Here is a 20,459-nt window from a genome sequence, read left to right as displayed (position 1 = left end):
AATTCGCAAGAGGGTAGGGAGAATAATTAGGGATTATAGAACTGCACGAGGACAGAGAGACGCAAAAGGGGTAAGGAAGATGAGGAAGTGGGAGAAAGCAATGCCAATACCCCACATTTACAATCGATTAGTATCTTTTGTAACTAACTTCCAGCCTTCAGCTTGGTCAATTAGCTTCATCGACTCTAGTTGGAGATTGCTAAAAGCAGATGCATGAAGTAGAAAGTAGGGTTGGCCGTTGTAGTGCCAATAATATTGCAGTTCACCAACAGAAGCGGGAATAATGGTGCGATCGCTATAATAATCCAACGAGGGACGCGAGTAAGGAAAAGATGTGTAAATTTTCCTCGTAGCTGGATTTGCCCGCACGATCATGGCGGCGACTGGTTTAACTGGATAGGCTTCAGATAATTCCCAAACCCAGTAGTTAGATTTCATTAACAGCAGTAGCGAAATATAACTTCCCCAAAACAAAATCTTGAGAAATTGTCCGTCGCCTCGTTCTGCTAAAATAGCTGCCAAGGTCATAGTTAAAGCTACTGCTGCAAAAATCAGTTGTAAGTCTGTTTTCGGTGTTGTACCCCAACTGAAATAAATGCTACCAGCAGAAGCAACTACAGCAAGTATCGCCAAACCAGCAACCCAAGCCCGGGGATAGGATGAGAGTAAAGGCGAATTTTCCGTCTCTGATAACTGGATACCAAAAGCTAAGGCTAGACTTGGGTAAATCGGGAATAAATACCAGGGAACTTTGGTAATCATGAAGGAAATTACCAGCAGAAAAACACCACTCCACGCCATGACTAATTTTGCCCAGCTAAGATTGCGATTTTCCCAGGTTAAGCGGACAGTTTGCGGTAAGAATAATAACCACGGCCATGTGTACTTGAGAAGTTCAATCACATAGTACCAAGGTGGTTCAGAATTTCCCTCTACAAATGAGCCAATTCGGCCTAGTGATGGGTTTACAATGCCAATCTGAGCGAAAGTGTAACCATAGTGAATTAGTTGGGCACCATACCAACCAGCTACAGGCAGAATACCAATTAAGATTGCGATCCACAGATAGTAACACGTGAGCAGTCGTGGCGTATCCCAAAACAGAAATACGATCGCGATCGCACCTAGTAATACGCCTAGCAGTCCTTGAGTCAAGCAAATCAACCCAAAACTAATACCAACACCAAGGCAATAACGTAAATCTCGGCGCGATCGCAACACGCACAACATCATTACCATCAAAAAACTTACCATCGCCCCATCCAACATTGCTAACCGCCCATGACGTACCACAGGTAGCATTGTTAGGTAAATCAAGGCGCTATAAATAGCAGCCCAACGCTGGCGAAATATCTCTCGAGCAATGCAATACAGTAAAGGTACAGATGTCGCTGTTAAAATTGCTCCAGGTAGACGCGTTGTCCACTCATTTTCACCTCCTAAAGAATAAGCCCAAGCAATTAGCAAATGCATCAAAGGCGGCTTGTTATAGTATGGTTCGCCTCCTAGTGTTGGGTAGAGCCAACGCATTGAACCTGCTGGTGCGTGCCAAATTTCACGAGCAACCTGTGCCACAGTCCCTTCATCCCAATCTCGCAGTGGCAATCCTCCCAGATTGATGCTAAACAGTAACACTGCCGCCAGCAGCAATATTATTAGCCATAACCAATCAATCCATTTGCCAACCGTGCGATGCTGTTTTTCCAGATGACTCCAAATAAAGCTTCCTTCTTGCATATTCTCTGGTAATCATTTTACTTGCTGGTTTGATTACATAGAGACCAAAGCGAATCTCCAATGTTGCCACCCAGTAGCAACGTATATTCTTAACAATTGCTAGTTTCCAAGATTAACTCAACTTTTTCTAATTAGCGCTATTTTTTGAAAAATTTATCTTAGTTAGTAAAGAACATTTTATTTAAAAAATGATAAAAATCATACAAGTAATCAATTATTTATTACCTGTTTAGGAGTCCGTAAATCAAGTCAGATTTCATTTTTAATCTAACCCTTAGTTTAAATTTTATCTAGATAAAATCCGATAAATAAAAAATAATTGCTACAGCGGTTCACTGGTGTATTGAACAATTAAATAATATTTAAAAAATTCACTTGAATTACTTTTAGCAGGTGTAGCAAAAGTGAAGAATCAGATATTACTAAGTCCAAAATTTTTATACAGACAATTTATAACAATCCTTTGATTAATACCTTGAATCAACAAGATAAGGAGAAAGGCAGTTTCCGGAAATTACTAAAATCTTATTCCAATTTTTCAGCCCGCTAATAGTCCAGAGCTTAATCCCACTAAGCGTTTATGGCAATACCAGGACTTACGCAAAAAGGTAGTGAAAGCCTTGATTTTCTGTAGGGGCAATTTATGAATTGCCCCTACATTTCATACTTGATGCGTAAGTACTAAATACATTAAGTATTAATTGTCTTGGGAACATTGCACCCATTTAGATTAATTAAGACCCAAACTCAAATAGGTTCTTGATTCTATTTCTGCTGAAGCAATGCCTACAGCAGTAAACTACGCATCGATTTGTGGATGGGATGACATTACCTCTGCTTTATTAAGTGCAACTTCATAGAGAATTGGTATAAAAAGCAGAAAAATGACAACAGGAAAGAGCAAAAATGAGAAGTTTTATATTTCAAAATTTATAATTGCTCTGACAAATAAGTATTCAAGAAATTTATAAAATATCAGGGAAATTTGTTAATTAACTTTAAAGGTCTATCAAAAGTTAGAATAATTTTTGAGTTAAAGAATTAAAATCTAGATTTTGGTATTAATTTAGTTCAGGCGTTATGGCAGTTTATATTAACTTATGAGACGGTGTTTATTTAGGCAAAAGCGAACAAGGGTAAATCAAGTATTTACCGTAGCTATTTTTACTACATTGACTGCAATTAGCAGTGTTTCTTGTAGTAAGAATGACAATGTATTGGTGACAGAAATAGGAGTCAGTCAACCTAGCCGTCGTTCAGCTACAACTTCTATTGGTGGGGAATTCTATATTCAGGGAAAGAATCAGCATTTAAACGGCGACTTGCAAGCTGCGATCGCTTCCTATAGTAAGGCAATTAATCAAAATTCTGAATATGGCGCTGCCTACAACAGCCGGGGATTAGCTTACTTTGATTTGGGAGACAAGGAAAAAGCGATCGCAGATTACAATCAAGCACTTAGCATCAACCCTAACGACGCTGAAGCCTACAATAACCTGGGGAATGCCCGCGCCTCACTAGGAGCTAACACAGAAGCAGTTAAAGATTATACTGAAGCGATTCGCCTTAATCCCAACTATGCCGAAGCCTATAATAACCGAGGGAATGCCCACGCCACCAATGGAGACAAAAAAGGGGCACTAGATGATCTTGATCAAGCGATTCTTCTCAACCCCAAATATGCGATCGCCTACAATAACCGAGGAAATGCCCGTGCTGCCAATGGAGATCCCCAGGGGGCGATCGCAGATTACAATCAAGCCATTCGCCTTAATCCTAACTTTGCCCCTGCCTACAATAACCGGGGAAATACTCGCGCCACCAATGGAGACAAACAGGGAGCGCTTAAGGACTTGGAACAAGCAGCAAGCATTTTTCAAAGTCAAGGTAACAACGACTTATATCAACAAGTGACGAAAAACATCAAAGAACTTGGACAGTAGGCAAAAGGGCGGTTAGAAATCGCGTCTAGACAGGCAAAACCCACCTCCGTGGGTTAAAAATTTTAATTTTCTCTTAGCCCAGGTTACTGGGCTACCCTGCGGGAAGCCGCTTTGCATCTATGTTTGTGTAGCCAAGCAAGTGGCTCCCCATGAGTAACTGGCACACGAATTCCATTCGCTGAGGCTTAAGTTTACACTTGTTAGTGCGTTGACATTCATCACATCCCAGAACCAACGTGAATGCGATCCTCAACTTCTGCAAACTTTTCCTGTGCCTGCTGTTCAGTACTTAACAGTGAAACAACAATCGCCACAATAAATGCCAGTGGGATACTGATTAATCCCGGATTTTTCAGTGGAAAGGGTGCAGAAGCGTGCTTAAGAATCGTTACTTGAATAGTAGGTGACAAATAAATCAGCACTAAAGAGGAGATAGTACCTACTAACATACTCGCAACTGCACCGTTGGTGGTGAAACGTCGCCAAAGCATTGATAAGAGCAACGCTGGGAAGTTTGCACTAGCTGCGATCGCAAATGCTAAACCTACCATATAAGCAACGTTTTGCCCTTTAAACAAAATACCCAGAATTATCGCCACTAACCCCAAAACCATTGTCGCACCACGAGCTACTTTCAGCTGTTCTGACTCGTCAGCATGACCTGATCGCACCACGTTCACCCACAAATCATGAGATAGTGCAGCCGCACCTGAGAGTGTCAACCCAGCCACAACTGCCAAAATAGTTGCAAAGGAAACAGCGGAAATAAAGCCTAAGAAAGCATCACCACCGAGAAATTCTGCCAACATCGGCGCAGCCATATTACCACCAGTCCCAATTTGCTTGATCGCATCTTGACCTACTAGTACCATCGCTCCAAAGCCCAGGATGAAGGTAAGAAGATAAAAAACCCCAATAATTGCTGTCGCATAAGTAACAGAGAGCCGGGCTGCTTTGGCGTCTGGTACTGTGTAGAAACGCATCAGGATGTGGGGTAGTCCAGCAGTGCCGAACATCAACGACATCCCTAAGGAGATAGCATCAAAGGGATCAGAAACCAGTTTGCCCGGAGCTAATACACCTGTATATTTCTGTGATGCAGCGGCGAAAAGAGCGATCGGGTTAAAGCCAAATCGTGCCAGTACCAAGATAGCTAATAAGATAGTTCCGCCGAGCAACAGAATTGCTTTGATAATTTGTACCCAAGTGGTGGCAATCATCCCGCCAAAAATCACATAAGCCATCATCACGCAACCAACGATGACCACAGCTAATTCATAATCAAAGCCAAACAATAGTTTGATTAGCTCACCAGCACCTACCATCTGGGCAATTAAGTAAAAACTAATCACTACCAGTGTTCCGATCGCAGATGCAATCCGTACAGGTTTTTGCTGCAAGCGATAAGCTACTACATCAGCAAATGTGTATTTACCTAAGTTACGGAGTGGTTCTGCAATTAGGAACATGACAATCGGCCAGCCCACCAGGAAGCCGATAGAATAAATTAAGCCGTCAAAGCCGTTGAGTGCTACCAGCCCAGCGATACCTAAAAAGCTAGCTGCACTCATGAAGTCTCCGGCTAAGGCCAGCCCATTTTGGAAACCGCTGATCTTACCGCCAGCTGTATAGAACTGTGCCGTATTTTTAGTTAGCTTTGCTGCCCAATAAGTAATCCCTAAAGAACTTGCAACAAACAGAAAGAAGAAAGCGATCGCCAACGGGTTAAACTTACCAAGACTGGTAATATCCGCCGCTAGTGGCAGATCGAACCACACACTATTCATGCTTTTTTGGTTTAGTATTTTGGATTTTGGACTAGAAATTGCAAATAGCTAATTCACTTGCGTGTCAGCCTTGCGATTTGGTCGTCATAACTGCTATTTGCCCAACGCACGTAGATAAAAATTAATACCCATGCTGAGACAATTACCAGCGCCCCCAGTAAAATTCCCAGGCTAAGGCCAGGAACTACTAATGACCCCAGCAGGGACTTATTGAACGCGATTAGCAAGATAAAGCCAAAGTAAATAAACATCATGACTCCACTGAGAATCAGAGATACTCGCCAACGTTCAGCCGCGAGAGCCTGGAGAGCCTTTGTGCGATCGTTCATGTCTTCCTTGGGGTTGAGAAGATTAGGTCAGATTGTCTCATTGAAGTTGATTTCTGCGTAATTTTCTTAAAGATTATTAGTAAATCTATTACTATTTCAGGTAATAAAATTAACTTTGCTAAAAAATATATAACTGATTGTTTGTAATAATTATTATCATTATTATTTATTCAGACACTTGTTTGCCTGAAAATCCTCTATTGTTATGGGGTTGACAAATTCCGCCTTGCTCAAACTATGGCGCTACAGGGTATCAAGCGATCGCAATTACTCATGAAAAAGAACAGTTTACTGCTTGCTCAGATAAGCACTCAAAAACCTTACTCATAGAGCATTTCAGGCGATTATGTTGACTAATTTACACAATATATATCTTATTTGCTTCTGGATTCAATATTTAGATGCATTTGCCTTGGCGGCCATCCTATTTGATTTATCTTTGTATCTTCAGTTTTTGCGCTGAGTTATCCTGCTAAATAATCTAATCTGATGATGTATCAATTAAAAATTTTGCTAATTCCAGGAATTTTTTCTGACTTGTGAGAAATCCGGGGTAGGTCTTTTGCGATACTGCCACATTACGAAGCCAGTGATAAATAAAATTAACGGTGTAAGCCCGACAAATACATAGAGAATGCGAGTAGGCAAGCCACCAAATGTGCCGTAGTGTAGGGGAGTGAAAAAGTTGAGAATGCGTAGCCGCTTTGCGGCTTGTCGCTAGACATCGCCTAAAGACAGTTTCAAAGCATTGTCTACTCGTAAGACCTTGCCGCTATACTGGTTGAGGTAGACATAGCTGTTTCCACTGTCTTCTTTTTCTTGAGGAAATTTGTAGCGAATCATTATAGCGCTGTCTGGTTTTTCCAGAAAATAAACGCTTCTGAGTTCTGCACTGGATAAAAGTTACGCAGGGTTTTGTAAGTCATGGTAGATAAGTAGCTGGACAAAAATATTTACAGTCATTGCGTACTCCTTTGAAGAACCCGTAGGGTACGAAGTAAAGCAATCCCAAATCCTTGTGATTGCTTCTCTACGAGACGCTACGCGAACGTTACACTCGCAATGACATTGTGTAATTAATTCTGTCCGACTACTTATTCGCGCTAAATAAAGGTTAAAACTCCACTGAAATGCTTCCCAACACAGTCAACGGTGCTTGAGGCACGAGGAAGTAGCCCTGAGTGTCGTAATATTTGAGATCGAAGATATTCTTAAAATTGAGCGCAGCTCGCCAATTATCATGTTTGTAGGAAATGGCAGCATCAGTTCTTAGAGAAGAAGGAACAGTAAATGGATCGCTCTGGTTGGCAATGCGATCACCGACAAAAAAGATGCCTCCTCCAAACTGTAACCCTTTCAAATTCCCCTGTTGAATCTCATAGGTTGTCCACAGAGTTGCACCGTGGTATGCAGTATTTTCCAGTCTGCGTCCTACTGGAATGCTGTTATCTTCGCTGACAAATGCATCATTCAAATACCCAGAAGCAATAATCTTCCAACCGGGTAAAATTTCCCCTGCAACATCCAGTTCAATTCCTCGACTTTTAACTTCCCCGACTGAGATGGAGAAGTCGGTATTGTTTGGATCTCTGGTGGGTATGTTTGTTTTAGTAATGTCATAGGCAGCTAGGGTTGCAGAAAGCCGTCGATCAAAAAACTCAGATTTGATACCAACTTCGTACTGTGTACCGCGAGAAGGTTCCAGTTCTACTCCACTAAACGTTGTCGCATTGTTGGGAACAAAAGAACGGCTGTAACTGGCATAAAGCGAAATTGGCTCTATGGGTTGATAGACTAATCCCACACGTGGCGAAAAAGCACTGTCGTAAAAATTAGAGTTAGTGGTGTTTCCATCTCCGATTTTTGCACTGTTATCGCTAAAAACAAAATCGTATCTGCCACCGACTAATAACTTCAGATTAGATAGTAGAGTCACCTGGTCTTGCAAATAAACACCGGTTGTGGAGATCCTCGTACCGAATATACGTAGAACCACTGGCCCTGTCGGACGAGCACCATAGACGGGATTGAAAATATCGATTGGGGCGATATCACCACCAAAGAAGTTAGGATTAATGTCTGTGTTGCGACGCAACTCCAAACCCAGTAGGAGTTGATGGGCAATTGAACCTGTGTTGAACTTACCAATCAAATCAGTTTGCCAGGAGTAGTCTTCATTTCTGCGATTGCGATTTACGATGATGTTGCCGCGCAGTGCACTACGACCATCTGGTTCAAAGTCAGTACCAGCTTGGGTATAGATATTGTTGTCAAACGTCGATTGTACAGAAAAAGAGCTTCGCAATTGTAAATTCTCACTGAAGCGATGATCTACTGTTGCGGTTCCCCGTTGGAAATCTATATTTAAAAAATCGCTAGGCTCTCCCAAGAAACGACTGATGGGAAGAGTCAGGAACACAGAGCCCGGTGGCAAACCGCGATCAAAGGACCCCCGTCGTTTACCATATTCGTATTCAAAATTCAGGGTTGTGTTTTCGCTGGGCTTGTAAGTGATCACAGGTGTCACAGAGAAAATGTTGGAGTGATAGAAATCTCGGAAACTGCCAGAATCCTCATAGGCAACATTTAAGCGATAGAGTAATTTTTTGTCGTCAGTAAGTGGACCGGAAAGGTCTATGGCACCACGATAAAAACTGAAGCTACCTACGGTCAATTCTGCTGCATAGTAGGGACTACTCAAGGGCTGCTTGGTGATAAAATTGACAACACCACCAGGCTCGATCTGTCCGTATAGTACAGAGGAAGGACCTTTGAGAACTTCAACTCTTTCTACGTTGGCACCATAGGTGAAAAAGTTGCTGGTTGTGAAGCCATTTCTCAGAAGGTTGGAGTTGGTGAATCCTCGAATTGTATAGTCATCAGAGAAACCACCGTAGCCCGATAAGGGTGATACTCCAGACACATTGCGGGTAGCATCGCTAATCCGCGTAATTTGCTGGTCTTTAATCACCTGTTGCGGAATCACTTGAATCGACTGAGGAATGTCGCGTAACGGCGTATCGGTTCGGGTGGCAGTTGATGAATCGGGTACATTGTATCCATCTTGCTCACCCGTCACCACTAACTCAATTGGCTCATCACCTTGTGTTGATGGTTTTGGCTGTGTCTGATTCTCAGGCTGACTTGGTGGCTGAGTTGATTGCGTTTGAGGTTGTTGCACAGATGCTGCACTAGCAACAGAGAAGATTAGACCCTCATCTGGACTGTCTGATAACTCAACTGTTGGTACAGTCCCCTCACCGATAACTGTGACTCGAATAGTATTGGCATCAAAGTTAGTGACTGTTATTTGAGTAATACCTGCAATTGGCTTAGTCGAGCGGAATGTAAAGGCTTCACTGTTAGGTAAACGCAGTTGAGTATTGGGAATATCTGCGATAAAGCTATTACCAGCACTGCGATTTATAACTTGCAACTGTTGCCCCTTAGTTGTTTGTAAAATTATCTCCACGCCTTGATTTGTGGGATTTGCTTTCACTCCTGTCACCTGCACAACTTCACCCCCCTGATCGGGGGGGTTGTTTGGTGTTGGCGACTGTACCAGTAACATTCGAGCGCTGGTAATAACAGGTTCTATTTCACTTAGTTGTCGAATCTTCCTAGTTGCTTGAGGTGGCTTCGCGAATGGTACTGTTTTCGCTGGGCGAAGCTGATTAATCAATAAATCAAATTTGGGAATATCTTGCGCTTTGGCTGGTTGAAACACCAAAACTATTGCAAATATAAACAACCACTTTAGTTTAGAACCGAACATTTTCAATGTTTGCTTGCTCATTTTTCTCACGCACACCGCAGTATCCCAGACAACAATCTTTACCTGGGATTGATTATCAACAGCATACGGGAATTTATAGTGAAAAATCTGAGCCAGGTATATGCCGAAACGGATTTTTTTAGGTGTTTTTGGCAACAATAAATCTATCTAAGTATTGACTTGGTTGAATGCCAAAGCGTTTTTTAAAAGCCACAGCGAAACGACTAGGACAGTCGTAACCCACTATCTTCGCTACCTGTTTTATGGTCATTTGCTGACTCATGATCAGTGTTCTGGCTTTTTCCATCCGGTATGCCCATAAATAGCTAAATACTGTTGTGTTAAAAACCTGACGAAACCCGATTTTGAGCTTGTAATCGTTTAAACCTACTTGTCGCGCCAATTCTAGCAATGAAGGTGGGTTGTCAAAATCGGAAATTAAAATTGCTCTGGCGTGGTAAATTCGGTTAATATCATCTCCTCGCAAAATACGCGATCGCATCAATTCCCGTTCCCCAGATGTATCGGGTTCCAACTTCAGAGCGATTAATTCTAGACATTTGGTTTGCAAGTAAATTTCTTTAATTAAACCTTGGAAAGGACAATTAACTATTTGATGCAAAATAATTTGCATTTCGGGTGTAGTTTGCCCCATGCGGAAGTAGTTGAGAAAGGATATATTGTCAGTCTCTAGATACAATTGAAGTGATTTGGGTAGAAAGTCTAAACCACTAACTTCATCTCTGCAAAAGAATTCCTGTGGATTTATCCCAACCTCTACCTCTAGAATGCGTTGACCTGCCCGCCAATAAGATCCACTACCAGGAATTTCCCAATCAAAGTCAAAATAAGTTGCAGTGAAATTTTGTCCCGCAGGTATCATTTCTGACTCATTGTCTCCAAGAAGTGCAAAACTAAACTCCATTAAGGGAAGGTTATATGCCTGTGTCTCAACAATTAAATTCTCTGCTAACTCATACTGTTTTACTAGCAAGTTGATCCCCGTGGGGAAAGCCATTACATGGTAATAACCCTGACTTTGGTATTTTGGATCGTTCAACACTGCTTTATAACCAGTATTATATGAGTTGGTTTGTGTAGTTTCAGAGGTTAGAGTAGTATTTTGCTGTTGCCGATAAGCTTCTCTTGCTGAGAGAAAAAGGGTCATTTTTGTGGTTTATTGAAATTTTTTCTTAATTATTATATTATTGGTTGCTTGAGTGGTATTAATGCGATCGCCCAATGCATTTGAAGGAAGATTGTAACTACTATTGCGGCGTTACACAAATTGTCTGTATTCTTGCAAAAAGAAACTTTGATAGTTTTCGGAGATGTTTAATGGGAGCGTTTCTACTTTTGGGCGTTCCTGCTTAGGCTTGCCCTAAGCATCGTTTCTGTGGGGAAGTTAGTCGTAGGTCTTTTGCGATATCGCCACATCACTAAGCCAGTAATAAACAAGATTAACGGCGCAAGTCCTACAAACACATAGAGAATGCGAGTAGGCAAGCCACCAAATGTGCCGTAGTGTAGGGGATCAAAAGAATTGAGAATGCGATCGCCCAATAACGGTTTGAGGGCATTGTCCACTCGCAAGACTTTGCCGCTATACTGGTCGAGGTAGACATAGCTCTTTCCACCGTCGTCTTTTTCTTGAGGAAACTTATAGCGAATCATCAAAGGGCTGTCTGGTTTTTGCGGAAAATAAACGCTTCTGAGTTCTGCATTGGCTAATTGAGCTTGAGCGGTCTGAAGTTGCTTGGTAAGCTTTAAAAGAGACTGACCTGGGATATATTGAGAAACAGGTTCTAGCTTCACACTAAAGGTGATTGCCCGAATCACAGGCTCACTAAACTCACTAAAATTCCAGCAAAAACCTGTGAAAAATGTGAAAAAAAGAAACACAGCTGCAATTACACCAGCAACTTTGTGAATATCAAAGTTCACTCGCTTAGGATGAGCATCAAGTTTGATTTTAAAGCCCGTCAGTAAATTTCTCCAACCAGGCCAGAGAAATATTCCTGTAATCGTTAAAATGCACACTAGTAAACCAACAATGCCAACAATTTTGTATCCAATGTCACCTGCTAGCAGACTGTAATGGAGTGCATAAATAACCTTGTAAAAGCGGTCTATAGAGTTGGGATTGAGACTATTACCGAGAATTGCTCCTGTATAAGGATGAACGTAATTGTCAATCCAATCATTTTCCTTAACTACATAGATGACATCAAATGGTTCATCTGGTTTTGTCGGCACATAAATTCGGTTGAGCTTGGCATCAGGTTGGTTGGTATAGCTCTTTTTGGCTGTATTCATAACCATCTCAATCGGCAGCATTTCCCCTTTAGGCGTAATCGTTCCAATCTGGTTATGCCGTTGAAAATCACTAATTTCGGATTGGAAGACCAGCAAGCTACCAGTTAAACCAATAATAATCGCAATCAGTCCCACTGCTAACCCAATGTAGCGGTGTAAACCAAAAATCGCTCTACGTACTGTTTTAGATGTCATGGTGGATACTCTTGCTATACCAATCAAAATGAATATGAAATCGTACCTTGCACGATAAAGGGTGCGCCTGGAATAACCTCAGTTCGACCATTTGACCCTTCAAAATACCTAATGTCAGAGAGGTTCTTGAAATTGAGTCCAATTCGCAAATTATCTTTTTGGTAATACAGCGCTGCATCCAAGCGAGTATAGCCGGGAACCACAAAGGAATTAGCTAAATCTCCTGCCCGCTCACCGACAAAAAATGCCCCAAACCCGAATCCTAATCCTTTCAAACTGCCTGTTTGCAGGGTGTAGGTTGTCCATAAACTACCACCATTGCGCGGCACATTATTGAGCCGATTGCCGATCGCAAATGTGTTGTCTTTGGTAATTTCTGCATCAGTGTTAGCGTAGGATGCGATCAGCTTCCAACCAGGAAGAATTTCACCTGCAACATCAAACTCAACACCTCGGCTGCGCTGTTCACCGACTTGAAGCGAATAGCCAGGATTATCTAGATCGTCGGTGAGCACATTTTTCAGCGTCGTATTGTAGTACGCTAGCGTTGAAGATAACCGACCATTGAGCAACTCTGTTTTGACTCCAACTTCATAGCCTGTACCACGTTGAGGGTCAAAGGGTTGATTGCTTATACTTCTACCACTGTTAGGGGTAAAAGACTGGCTGTAGCTGGTGTAAAGTGATACTTCTTGAATCGGTTGATAAACAATGCCTACACGCGGGGTAAATGCATCTGCGTTGTCGGGCGGATTTGCAACATCGTTGGTAGTGGATTCATAGTGATAGGTATCAAATCTTCCACCTACCAGCAGTTTGAGGTTATCCAGCAAGGTAATTTGATCTTGCAGGTAGATACCAAATGTCTCAGTGACATCATTACCAGTTCTCAAGGGATCAAACTCACCAAAAGTAAAGTTGTAGCTGGGGTTAAAAATATCAATGAATCCAGCCGAGCGATCTCTGGCAGAGAAGAAGCTCTTCTCTCGTGCGAGTTCTAAGCCCAACAATACTGTATGCTGAATTGATCCCGTTTTGACTTTGGCAGTCAGGTCATTTTGCCAGGAGTAGGTTTCATAGTATTGATTGCCAATAGAATCGCCCAGTCCAAAGGTGCGATCGTCTTGTGTATCACCGAAGATTTGTAGAGTAGCACCGGGACCACTTTCAGTACTTGCAGTATAGCGAAACACAGACTTGAGCGATAGATTGGAATTAAAGCGATGATCGAGGTAGAGGGCTGCCAGGGTTTGGGTGAATTGTTCCTGCTTGGTCGGGTCGCCTAGATAGCGACCGATTGGAATATTGGGAACTTTATTATCACTCAGTACCACTAGTCCCCGATCAATCGGTCGTGCGTCCCGCAGATACGACACATCTAGGTTTAAGCTCGTATTTTTGCTTAACTGATAGGTAAAGGATGGTGCAAAGAAGAATCGCTCAGTCTGCACGCGAGCGCGAAAACTCCCTGCATTCTCGTAGGCAACGTTCAAACGATACGCTAATGTTTTCTCGTCGTTGAGTGGACCTGCAAAGTCTAAGGTTGGACGGTAGAAATTATAGCTTCCGGCTGTAAAATTCAATTCGTAGAAAGGATCAAATAGCGGTTTCTTGGTAACCCGATTGATGATTCCCGATGGATCTACCCGCCCATAGAGAATGGATGCAGGTCCTTTCAAGATTTCGATGTGATCGATGTTTGCACTCTCCTCTTGAGTTCGCGAGAAATCTTCACTGCGAAATCCATTCAAGAAGGTCTCAGCATTAAAGCCCCGAACAGTAAAACCCTCTGCACGATTGCCATACGAAGCGCCATAGGTGACACCGCTGACATTACGCACTGCTTCTCTGACGCTGATCGCACCCTGATCGCGGATCACCTCTTGCGGAATTACTTGAATTGAACCAGGAATGTCCCGGAGGGGCGTATCTGTTTTGGTAGCAGTTGAGGCATCTGGTGCATTATATCCTGTGTCCTGCTCACCCGTGACTACCAATTCAATCGGCTGATTATCCTGGGCTGTTGGTTGCTCTGGCTGGGTTTGTTGTGACCCTGGCGCAGGCGGGGTGGGGTTTTGCGCTCTAGATGCAGCACTAGCAACAGAGAAGATTAGACCCTCATCTGGACTGTCTGATAACTCAACTGTTGGTACACTTCCTTCACCAATAGCTGTTACCCGAATAGTATTGGCATCAAAGTTCGTGACTGTTATTTCAGTAATACCTGCAATTGGTTTAGTGGAGCGGAATATAAAGGCTTCACCCGACGGTAAACGCAGTTGAGCATTGGGAACATCAGCGATAAAGCTATTACCAGCACTGCGATTTATAACTTGTAACTGTTGACCTAGAGTTGTCTGTAAAATCACCTCCACACCCTTGTTGGTGGGATTGGCTTTCACTCCCGTCACCTGTACTACCGTTACACTAGAGTCTTGAGCCAGTAGTGCAGCACTTCTCTGGGGATGAATAACATCCTGAAGGCGAGAAATACCTGAATCTGCTTGAGCAGGTCGCATCGTCAGAATTGAGATTACACCCACTAGGAAAAGAACATAAGATTTTTTTTGATTCATTGCTCCACACACCACGATCGCAGCACTCCCAGAACAGTTGCAACTAAATTTCAATAACTTTTAGGTACAATAGGGCATTTTCTGATTTCAGGTGATCTCTACGGGGTCATTTGCGATCGCTAGCCGGACTGTTTTCGCCACTGTGCTTGATAATCGCTGGGATTTATACCAAACTTCTTGCGGAATGCCGCAGCAAAGTAACCTCTGTTAGCAAATCCCACAGCGTAGGATACCTGAGCTACATTCATCTGTCCTTCCATAAGGAATTGACAAGCTTTTTCTAGACGATAATCATGCAGATATCCAAAAACTGTTGTACCAAAGAGTTGACGAAATCCTTGCTTGAGTTTGCGATCGTTTAACTCCACTTGTTTTGCTAATTCAATTAATGAGGGTGGGTTAATAATATCTTGAAGCAAAATATCTCTCGCTTGATAGATGCGCTCAACATCGTTTCTCTTCAAACTAATCAACTGCTGGGAGGGTGTACCATCATTAAACAGTTGAGCAAATTGTAAGGTAATCAGTTCCAGTGTCTTAGCTTCTAAATAAGTACGTCGCATGATTCCCTGAAACGGACAGTGAAGCAGTTGATGTAACGCTAATTGCATTGCCGGGGTCATTTTGCCGAGTGATTGATGAAAAAAAGGCGGTGTGTCAGTTTCCAAGAATGGTTTGAGTTTGCTGGGTAAATATGCTTCCTGACCCATACTCAATAATCTCAGCAGATGCGGTTCCAAACGGACTCTAACATAGACATTTTGTCCTGCCATCAATTTTTCAATCTCTCTGACTTCTCCTAAGCTGTAGAATAAATAGCTTTCTCCAGGTTGTTCGCAAATATCTTCAATTTCCTCTTTGAGTACCCCTGCGCTACGAAAAACCAGAGTCACGTAGGTATCACCATCCACAAAATCCCAACCAACAGTCTCTGGTAACTCCAAGTTAATAATTTCTGCTCGCAGTCTTAGAGAAAGTGGAGTGTTGCTAATTTGACCTTTTATAAGTGGATGCTGCCAAATCTCAACGCTTTCAATCTGATCAAAATGATAGGTAATCTTCCCACTTTTTAAGCCTTCTTCGTAGATTTCAGACCATTGGGCACTTATATAAACTTCCGCCATTTTAGTTAATTAAGCTTATTCTCAAGAATATTGAGAAATTATCTCATATTTTTCTAGCTGGTTGATGATGTGAGAATATACTTACGTATGGCCAAGAAAAAGCAAACAGAGAATATGTCTCTTCTATTGAAGCGATCGTGTATCCGCCTGCCGTACGCTAGTACAACAAGACAAAAGTAAAGAACTTCTCCCTATTCTTTTCTTTGTGTAAGCTTTTTACTTATTTGGGCGAGTGAGGCGATCGCCACTTTCAAGCGGAGGCAGATGTCTCTGGGACGAATTGGATTGTGTTTCGGGTGAGTACTCTCTAACCATTTGCCAATCCTTGAAGTTGCCGGATACTTTTGACTTTAGCAAACCTCTAGTGCAGGTTGGCTAAATCATGCCATCTATTTGCTTTTGATACGCTTTTGGATTTACACCGTATTTTTTTCTAAACGCACTAGCAAAGCGACTGCGGTTTGCATAACCAACTTTTTGAGCGACTTGTTCAATTTTCATTTGCCTTGACAGCAGTAATTGCCTAGCTTGTTCCATGCGATAGTCGTGTAAGTAACCTTGTGTGTTGTACTGTGCGATCGCCTATCGCTGTTGATTAGATATATTACCTCTATGTGATGGCTCCACCCGCCGCAGGCATCACACCACGAACCGTAGGTTTATTGCCTTTGGTTGCTGTTGCGTGAGTCCGAAATCACTGATTCATAAAAATGTTAATTCGTCAAATTTGAATTTGATGTTGTATAAATATGTGGTTTTGTGCGGTGACGATACTGCCACATCACAAAGCCAGTGATAAATAGAATTAACGGTGCAAGCCCAACGAAGACATAGAGAATGCGCGTAGATATTCCGCCAAAAGTGCCGTAGTGGAGTGGTTCAAAAGAATTGAAGACGCGATCGCCCAAAGGCATCTCCAATATGTCATCCACTCGCAAAACATTACCACTGTACTGGTCGAGATAAATATAACTTTGCCCGTTTTCATCATCATCCTGGGGCAATTTAAAGCGAATGCTCAAAGCATCTTCTGGTTTACGGGGAAAGTAAATTGTCCCCAGCATTGCATTTGGGAACGTAGCACGAGCAGTTTTTAATTGGTCTGTTAGTTGCAGTGGAGTTTTACCAGGAACAGGTACAGAGACAGGTTCCGATGCTGGCTTGCGGGTAAATGTAACTGCATAGATGATTGGTTTAGTGAAATCAGAGAAATTCCAGCAGAAACCAGTGAAGCCTGTGAGGGCAATAAATATAGCTGTAACAATGCCTGCAACTTTGTGAATATCAAAGTTAACCCGTTTTGGATGAGCATCAAGCTTGATTTTGAAGCTGTTGAGCAGTTTTATCCAACTAGGCCAGAGGACAATGCCTGTAATACTGAGGATACACATTAATAAGGCAGCAATCCCAGCGATCGCATATCCAATTTTGCCTGCCAATAAACTGTAGTGGAGTTCGTAGACAACGTAGAAAAAGCGCTCGGAAAAAATTTCCTGACTGTTACCTAGAACCACTCCAGTGTAAGGGTTGACATAGAGTTGAGCCAAATCGCTTTCCTGTTTTCTGGGAACAACGATCGCCGGAGCATTTGGCTTTGCAGACATATAAATCCGATCGATTGTTACGCCTGGTTGATTTGCATAGGCTGTTTTCACCTGATTGAGGATAACTTCCACAGGTAAGCGTTCGCCACCAGGAGTAATCGTTCCAATCTGACGATGCAATAAAAAGTCACTAATTTCATCATGAAAGACTAACAAACTACCCGTTAGACCGATAGCGATCGCAATCAGACCTACAGCTAACCCGATATAACGGTGTATTCTAAATACAAAGTCTCGGAGTTTTTTTGAGTGCATAAACAATACTCCTTTGTATTCTATTGGGGTCAAAACTGCCACGAAATTGTTCCCTGCACTGTCACAGGCTCCCCTGGAAAGACTCTTAGAATGTCAGAAGATGATTCGTAGTAATCAACATTGAAGAGATTTTTGATGCTGACAGCAGCTCGCAAGCGATCGCGTTTGTAGAAAATAGAAGCATCGGTGCGAAAATAGCTCGGTAGGGTAAAATTATTATTCAGATCCCCTTCTCGTTCGCCAACATAGAACAAACCCAAGCCTAACCCCCATCCATCTAAACTGCCGGATTGAAATTTGTAGGATGTGAACAAACCAAAGGAATTTTCTGGCGCATTAACCAAGCGGTTGCCTACGGCATAATCCTCGTCATCGGTGATACGAGCATCAATGTAGGCATAACCAGCTGCAATGCTCCATCCTGGCAGAATTTCACCACTAAAGTCCAACTCGATGCCGCGACTGCGTTGTTTTCCAGTTTGGATAGAAAAGTTAGAATTATTGGCATCGGTCGTCAGCACGTTAGAGCGAGTCAAGTCAAATAATGCCAAAGTTGCAGACAGTTTGTTACTCAAATCTCCCTTAATGCCCACTTCATACTGAGTTCCACTTTCTGGCTTAAATAAATTGCCATTGGCATCTGTACCACTGCTGGGACTGAATGATCGACTGTAGCTAGCGTAGAGAGAAATCGGCTGAATGGGTTGATAAACAATCCCAACCCGGGGGCTAAATGCTTCATCGGATTGGCTTGTATTAGTGTCTGCGATTAAATCCTTCGACTCCTGATTAGCCCAGTCATACCGTCCGCCTAGCACTAACTTCAAGTTATCTGCTAAAGCAATCTGATCTTGAAGATAAATCCCAACAAATCCCCCTGATTGAGTACTATTACCTCTATCTTCAACAGCACCTCTGGGAGAGCCATACACAGGGTTAAACAGGTCAAGCGGTGCAACTTCGCCACTAATATACTCAAAATTTGTTCGTTTGGTGTTATATACTTCAGTTCCAAACAGAAGTGTGTGCTTAATTGACCCAGTTTGGAATTTACCAGTCAAGTCAGTCGCTAAAATAAAGCCGTTTACAGTATCATCTGTTTTTGGGTTGGGATCGTCGAAGTAAAAGCGGCTAAGAGTTCGACCATCAGGGTCAAGGCTGCTACCAGCAGTAAATCCACTCCCTCCTCTTTTTAAAACTGCGTACCGAAAGACATTTCGTACTGACCAATCTTTGCTGAACTGATGCTGCAAGTCGTACCCAATTCTGGCATAGGAGAAAGTCTCGAAGTCACCTGGTTCACCTATAAAGCGATTGATGGGAATCTTACCACTGGGATTAGGCAGCACCGTACCCACAGCAGGTAAGCCGGCAGAAGTTTGACTTACTGTTTTCGACACATCTCCTTCAATAGTCAACTTGGTATTAGGGCTAATCTGCCAGCTAACAACCGGATTAACCAACCAACGATTATTACGACTAAAGTCAATGAAGGTATTTGAGTCTTGGTAAAAAGCATTTAAGCGATATAGCACAGTTCGGCTATCGTTGAGTGGTCCGGAAAAATCCACTGCACCTCGGTAGAGGTCGTAACTCCCAGTGAGAAACTCAAGGTTATAGAAAGGGTCGCGTAATGGCTGTTTGGTGACAATGTTCACTGCACCACCTAAAGATCCCTGACCATATAGCACAGAAGCCGGGCCTTTCAATATTTCAACGCGCTCTATATTCGTGAGATCGTTTCTAGATATTGAGCCAAAATCGATGTCTCTGACACCATTTCTGAGAATATTCGAGCCACTGTCAAAGCCCCGAATAGAAAAAGAACTTAACCCTCCTTCATAGGAGGGATTGGAGGGAATCACACCGCTTACCGTTCTGACAGTATCATCCGGGTCAGTGATCACCCGATCTTCAATCACCTGCCGAGGAACCACCTGAATGGATTGAGGAATATCGCGGATGGGTGTGTCAGTTCTAGTTGCAGATGAAGCATCAGTTGCGCCATATCCATCTTGCTCACCCGTTACCACCAATTCAATCGGTTGATCATTTTGTGCTGATGGTTGACTTGGTTCAGGAGTTGGTGGCGTTTGAGGTTGTTGTGCGGAAGATGCAGCACTCACCACAGAAAATATCAGACCCTCATCTGGACTATCATACAACTCAACAGCAGGCAAACTCGCTTCACCTGTCACTGTCACCCGGATAGTACTGGCATCAAAGTTTGTTACTGTGATTTCTGTAACCCCTTGAATTGGTTTTTTTGACCGGAATATGTATGCTTCATCAATAAGTAAACGCAGTTGAGCATTGGGAATATCAGCGATAAAATTATTGCCAGCACTGCGATTTGTGATTTGCAACTGTTCCCCTTTGCTAGTCTGTAAAATCACCTCCACACCCTTAGACGTAGGATTTGCCTTAACTTCCGTCACTTGCACTAATTCAGGAGTTGGAACTGTTTCTGGTGTTGGCGACTGCACTAACTGTTGGGCGCTGCTGATCAGATGCTTTATCTGCCTAAGTTGCTGAATCTTTTTAATCGGTTCAACAACCTGTTTTTTGGTAATAAGTTGAGTAGAGTCTGCACTAGCCTTAGTGGATGCTGTAATAGGAGCAGTTCTTGTACTTTGCGCCCAAACAGGTTGAGCAACAAGTGGCATCAAGACACTCGTGATCCATCCAGATAAACTGACAACAAAAGATAATAAACTAGGCGATCGCTGAACCTTCATAGCTCCTCACACATCAAAAAAGCCAACACCCTCCTTGGCAAGTCATCCAGGAAAACTTCCTCTTTGACTCACAAAGTTGT

Annotated in this window: 14 protein-coding genes; 1 reads left to right on the top strand and 13 read right to left on the bottom strand. The window is 42.7% G+C overall.

The annotated features are described in order from the left end of the window. Positions 1-117 precede the first annotated feature (117 nt). A complete protein-coding gene (locus tag V7K48_RS22715) occupies positions 118-1,737 on the bottom strand; it encodes an ArnT family glycosyltransferase (protein WP_335075575.1) in 1,620 nt (539 codons plus the stop codon). A gap of 1,100 nt (positions 1,738-2,837) precedes the next feature. Here V7K48_RS22715 and V7K48_RS22710 point away from each other — a divergent pair. Further along, the gene (locus tag V7K48_RS22710) at positions 2,838-3,680 is read left to right on the top strand and encodes a tetratricopeptide repeat protein (RefSeq protein ID WP_335075573.1); all 843 of its coding nucleotides are present in this window, start codon (positions 2,838-2,840) and stop codon (positions 3,678-3,680) included. Positions 3,681-3,898: 218 nt separating this feature from the next. On the opposite strand, the gene V7K48_RS22705 is transcribed toward V7K48_RS22710, so the two are convergent. The 12 genes from V7K48_RS22705 to V7K48_RS22650 all read right to left on the bottom strand — a co-directional run bounded on the left by V7K48_RS22705 (position 3,899) and on the right by V7K48_RS22650 (position 20,379). Then, positions 3,899-5,467, bottom strand: a complete 1,569-nt coding sequence (locus V7K48_RS22705; protein ID WP_335075571.1) for a sodium:solute symporter family transporter — start codon at positions 5,465-5,467, stop codon at positions 3,899-3,901. 53 nt (positions 5,468-5,520) lie between these two features. Further along, positions 5,521-5,796, bottom strand: a complete 276-nt coding sequence (locus V7K48_RS22700) for a DUF485 domain-containing protein (RefSeq protein WP_335075569.1) — start codon at positions 5,794-5,796, stop codon at positions 5,521-5,523. Between the two features lie 513 nt (positions 5,797-6,309). After that, entirely contained in the window at positions 6,310-6,489 is a 180-nt protein-coding gene (locus V7K48_RS22695) for a PepSY-associated TM helix domain-containing protein (protein WP_335075611.1), read from the bottom strand. Between the two features lie 24 nt (positions 6,490-6,513). Further along, on the bottom strand, positions 6,514-6,639 hold the full coding sequence (locus V7K48_RS22690; RefSeq protein WP_335075567.1) for a hypothetical protein: 126 nt from the start codon (positions 6,637-6,639) through the stop codon (positions 6,514-6,516). Between the two features lie 271 nt (positions 6,640-6,910). Continuing rightward, entirely contained in the window at positions 6,911-9,592 is a 2,682-nt protein-coding gene (locus tag V7K48_RS22685) for a TonB-dependent siderophore receptor (RefSeq protein WP_335075565.1), read from the bottom strand. Between the two features lie 118 nt (positions 9,593-9,710). Next, positions 9,711-10,739, bottom strand: a complete 1,029-nt coding sequence (locus V7K48_RS22680) for a helix-turn-helix transcriptional regulator (protein WP_335075563.1) — start codon at positions 10,737-10,739, stop codon at positions 9,711-9,713. A gap of 182 nt (positions 10,740-10,921) precedes the next feature. Then, on the bottom strand, positions 10,922-12,082 hold the full coding sequence (locus V7K48_RS22675) for a PepSY-associated TM helix domain-containing protein (RefSeq protein ID WP_335075561.1): 1,161 nt from the start codon (positions 12,080-12,082) through the stop codon (positions 10,922-10,924). Between the two features lie 23 nt (positions 12,083-12,105). Continuing rightward, positions 12,106-14,658, bottom strand: coding sequence for a TonB-dependent siderophore receptor (locus V7K48_RS22670; protein WP_335075559.1), 2,553 nt, complete (start codon positions 14,656-14,658; stop codon positions 12,106-12,108). A gap of 119 nt (positions 14,659-14,777) precedes the next feature. After that, entirely contained in the window at positions 14,778-15,782 is a 1,005-nt protein-coding gene (locus tag V7K48_RS22665; protein WP_335075557.1) for a helix-turn-helix transcriptional regulator, read from the bottom strand. Between the two features lie 375 nt (positions 15,783-16,157). Next, positions 16,158-16,361 (bottom strand): helix-turn-helix transcriptional regulator, encoded by a 204-nt coding sequence (locus V7K48_RS22660; protein WP_335075609.1) that lies wholly within the window; start codon positions 16,359-16,361, stop codon positions 16,158-16,160. Positions 16,362-16,495: 134 nt separating this feature from the next. Then, entirely contained in the window at positions 16,496-17,641 is a 1,146-nt protein-coding gene (locus V7K48_RS22655; RefSeq protein WP_335075555.1) for a PepSY-associated TM helix domain-containing protein, read from the bottom strand. A gap of 29 nt (positions 17,642-17,670) precedes the next feature. Next, entirely contained in the window at positions 17,671-20,379 is a 2,709-nt protein-coding gene (locus V7K48_RS22650; RefSeq protein ID WP_335075553.1) for a TonB-dependent siderophore receptor, read from the bottom strand. Between the last annotated feature and the right edge of the window lie 80 nt (positions 20,380-20,459).

The organism is Nostoc sp. (assembly GCF_036919615.1).
In the GTDB taxonomy this organism is placed as follows: Bacteria; Cyanobacteriota; Cyanobacteriia; order Cyanobacteriales; family Nostocaceae; genus Nostoc.
Note: the sequence above shows the minus strand (reverse complement) of the source record. Positions and strands in the feature narration are given on the sequence as shown.

Coding starts and splice junctions, on each gene's coding strand:
- V7K48_RS22715 (WP_335075575.1), bottom strand. CDS start 1,737: ATGCAAGAAGGAAGCTTTATTTGGAGTCATCTGGAAAAACAGCATCGC.
- V7K48_RS22710 (WP_335075573.1), top strand. CDS start 2,838: ATGAGACGGTGTTTATTTAGGCAAAAGCGAACAAGGGTAAATCAAGTA.
- V7K48_RS22705 (WP_335075571.1), bottom strand. CDS start 5,467: ATGAATAGTGTGTGGTTCGATCTGCCACTAGCGGCGGATATTACCAGT.
- V7K48_RS22700 (WP_335075569.1), bottom strand. CDS start 5,796: ATGAACGATCGCACAAAGGCTCTCCAGGCTCTCGCGGCTGAACGTTGG.
- V7K48_RS22690 (WP_335075567.1), bottom strand. CDS start 6,639: ATGATTCGCTACAAATTTCCTCAAGAAAAAGAAGACAGTGGAAACAGC.
- V7K48_RS22685 (WP_335075565.1), bottom strand. CDS start 9,592: ATGAGCAAGCAAACATTGAAAATGTTCGGTTCTAAACTAAAGTGGTTG.
- V7K48_RS22680 (WP_335075563.1), bottom strand. CDS start 10,739: ATGACCCTTTTTCTCTCAGCAAGAGAAGCTTATCGGCAACAGCAAAAT.
- V7K48_RS22675 (WP_335075561.1), bottom strand. CDS start 12,082: ATGACATCTAAAACAGTACGTAGAGCGATTTTTGGTTTACACCGCTAC.
- V7K48_RS22670 (WP_335075559.1), bottom strand. CDS start 14,658: ATGAATCAAAAAAAATCTTATGTTCTTTTCCTAGTGGGTGTAATCTCA.
- V7K48_RS22665 (WP_335075557.1), bottom strand. CDS start 15,782: ATGGCGGAAGTTTATATAAGTGCCCAATGGTCTGAAATCTACGAAGAA.
- V7K48_RS22655 (WP_335075555.1), bottom strand. CDS start 17,641: ATGCACTCAAAAAAACTCCGAGACTTTGTATTTAGAATACACCGTTAT.
- V7K48_RS22650 (WP_335075553.1), bottom strand. CDS start 20,379: ATGAAGGTTCAGCGATCGCCTAGTTTATTATCTTTTGTTGTCAGTTTA.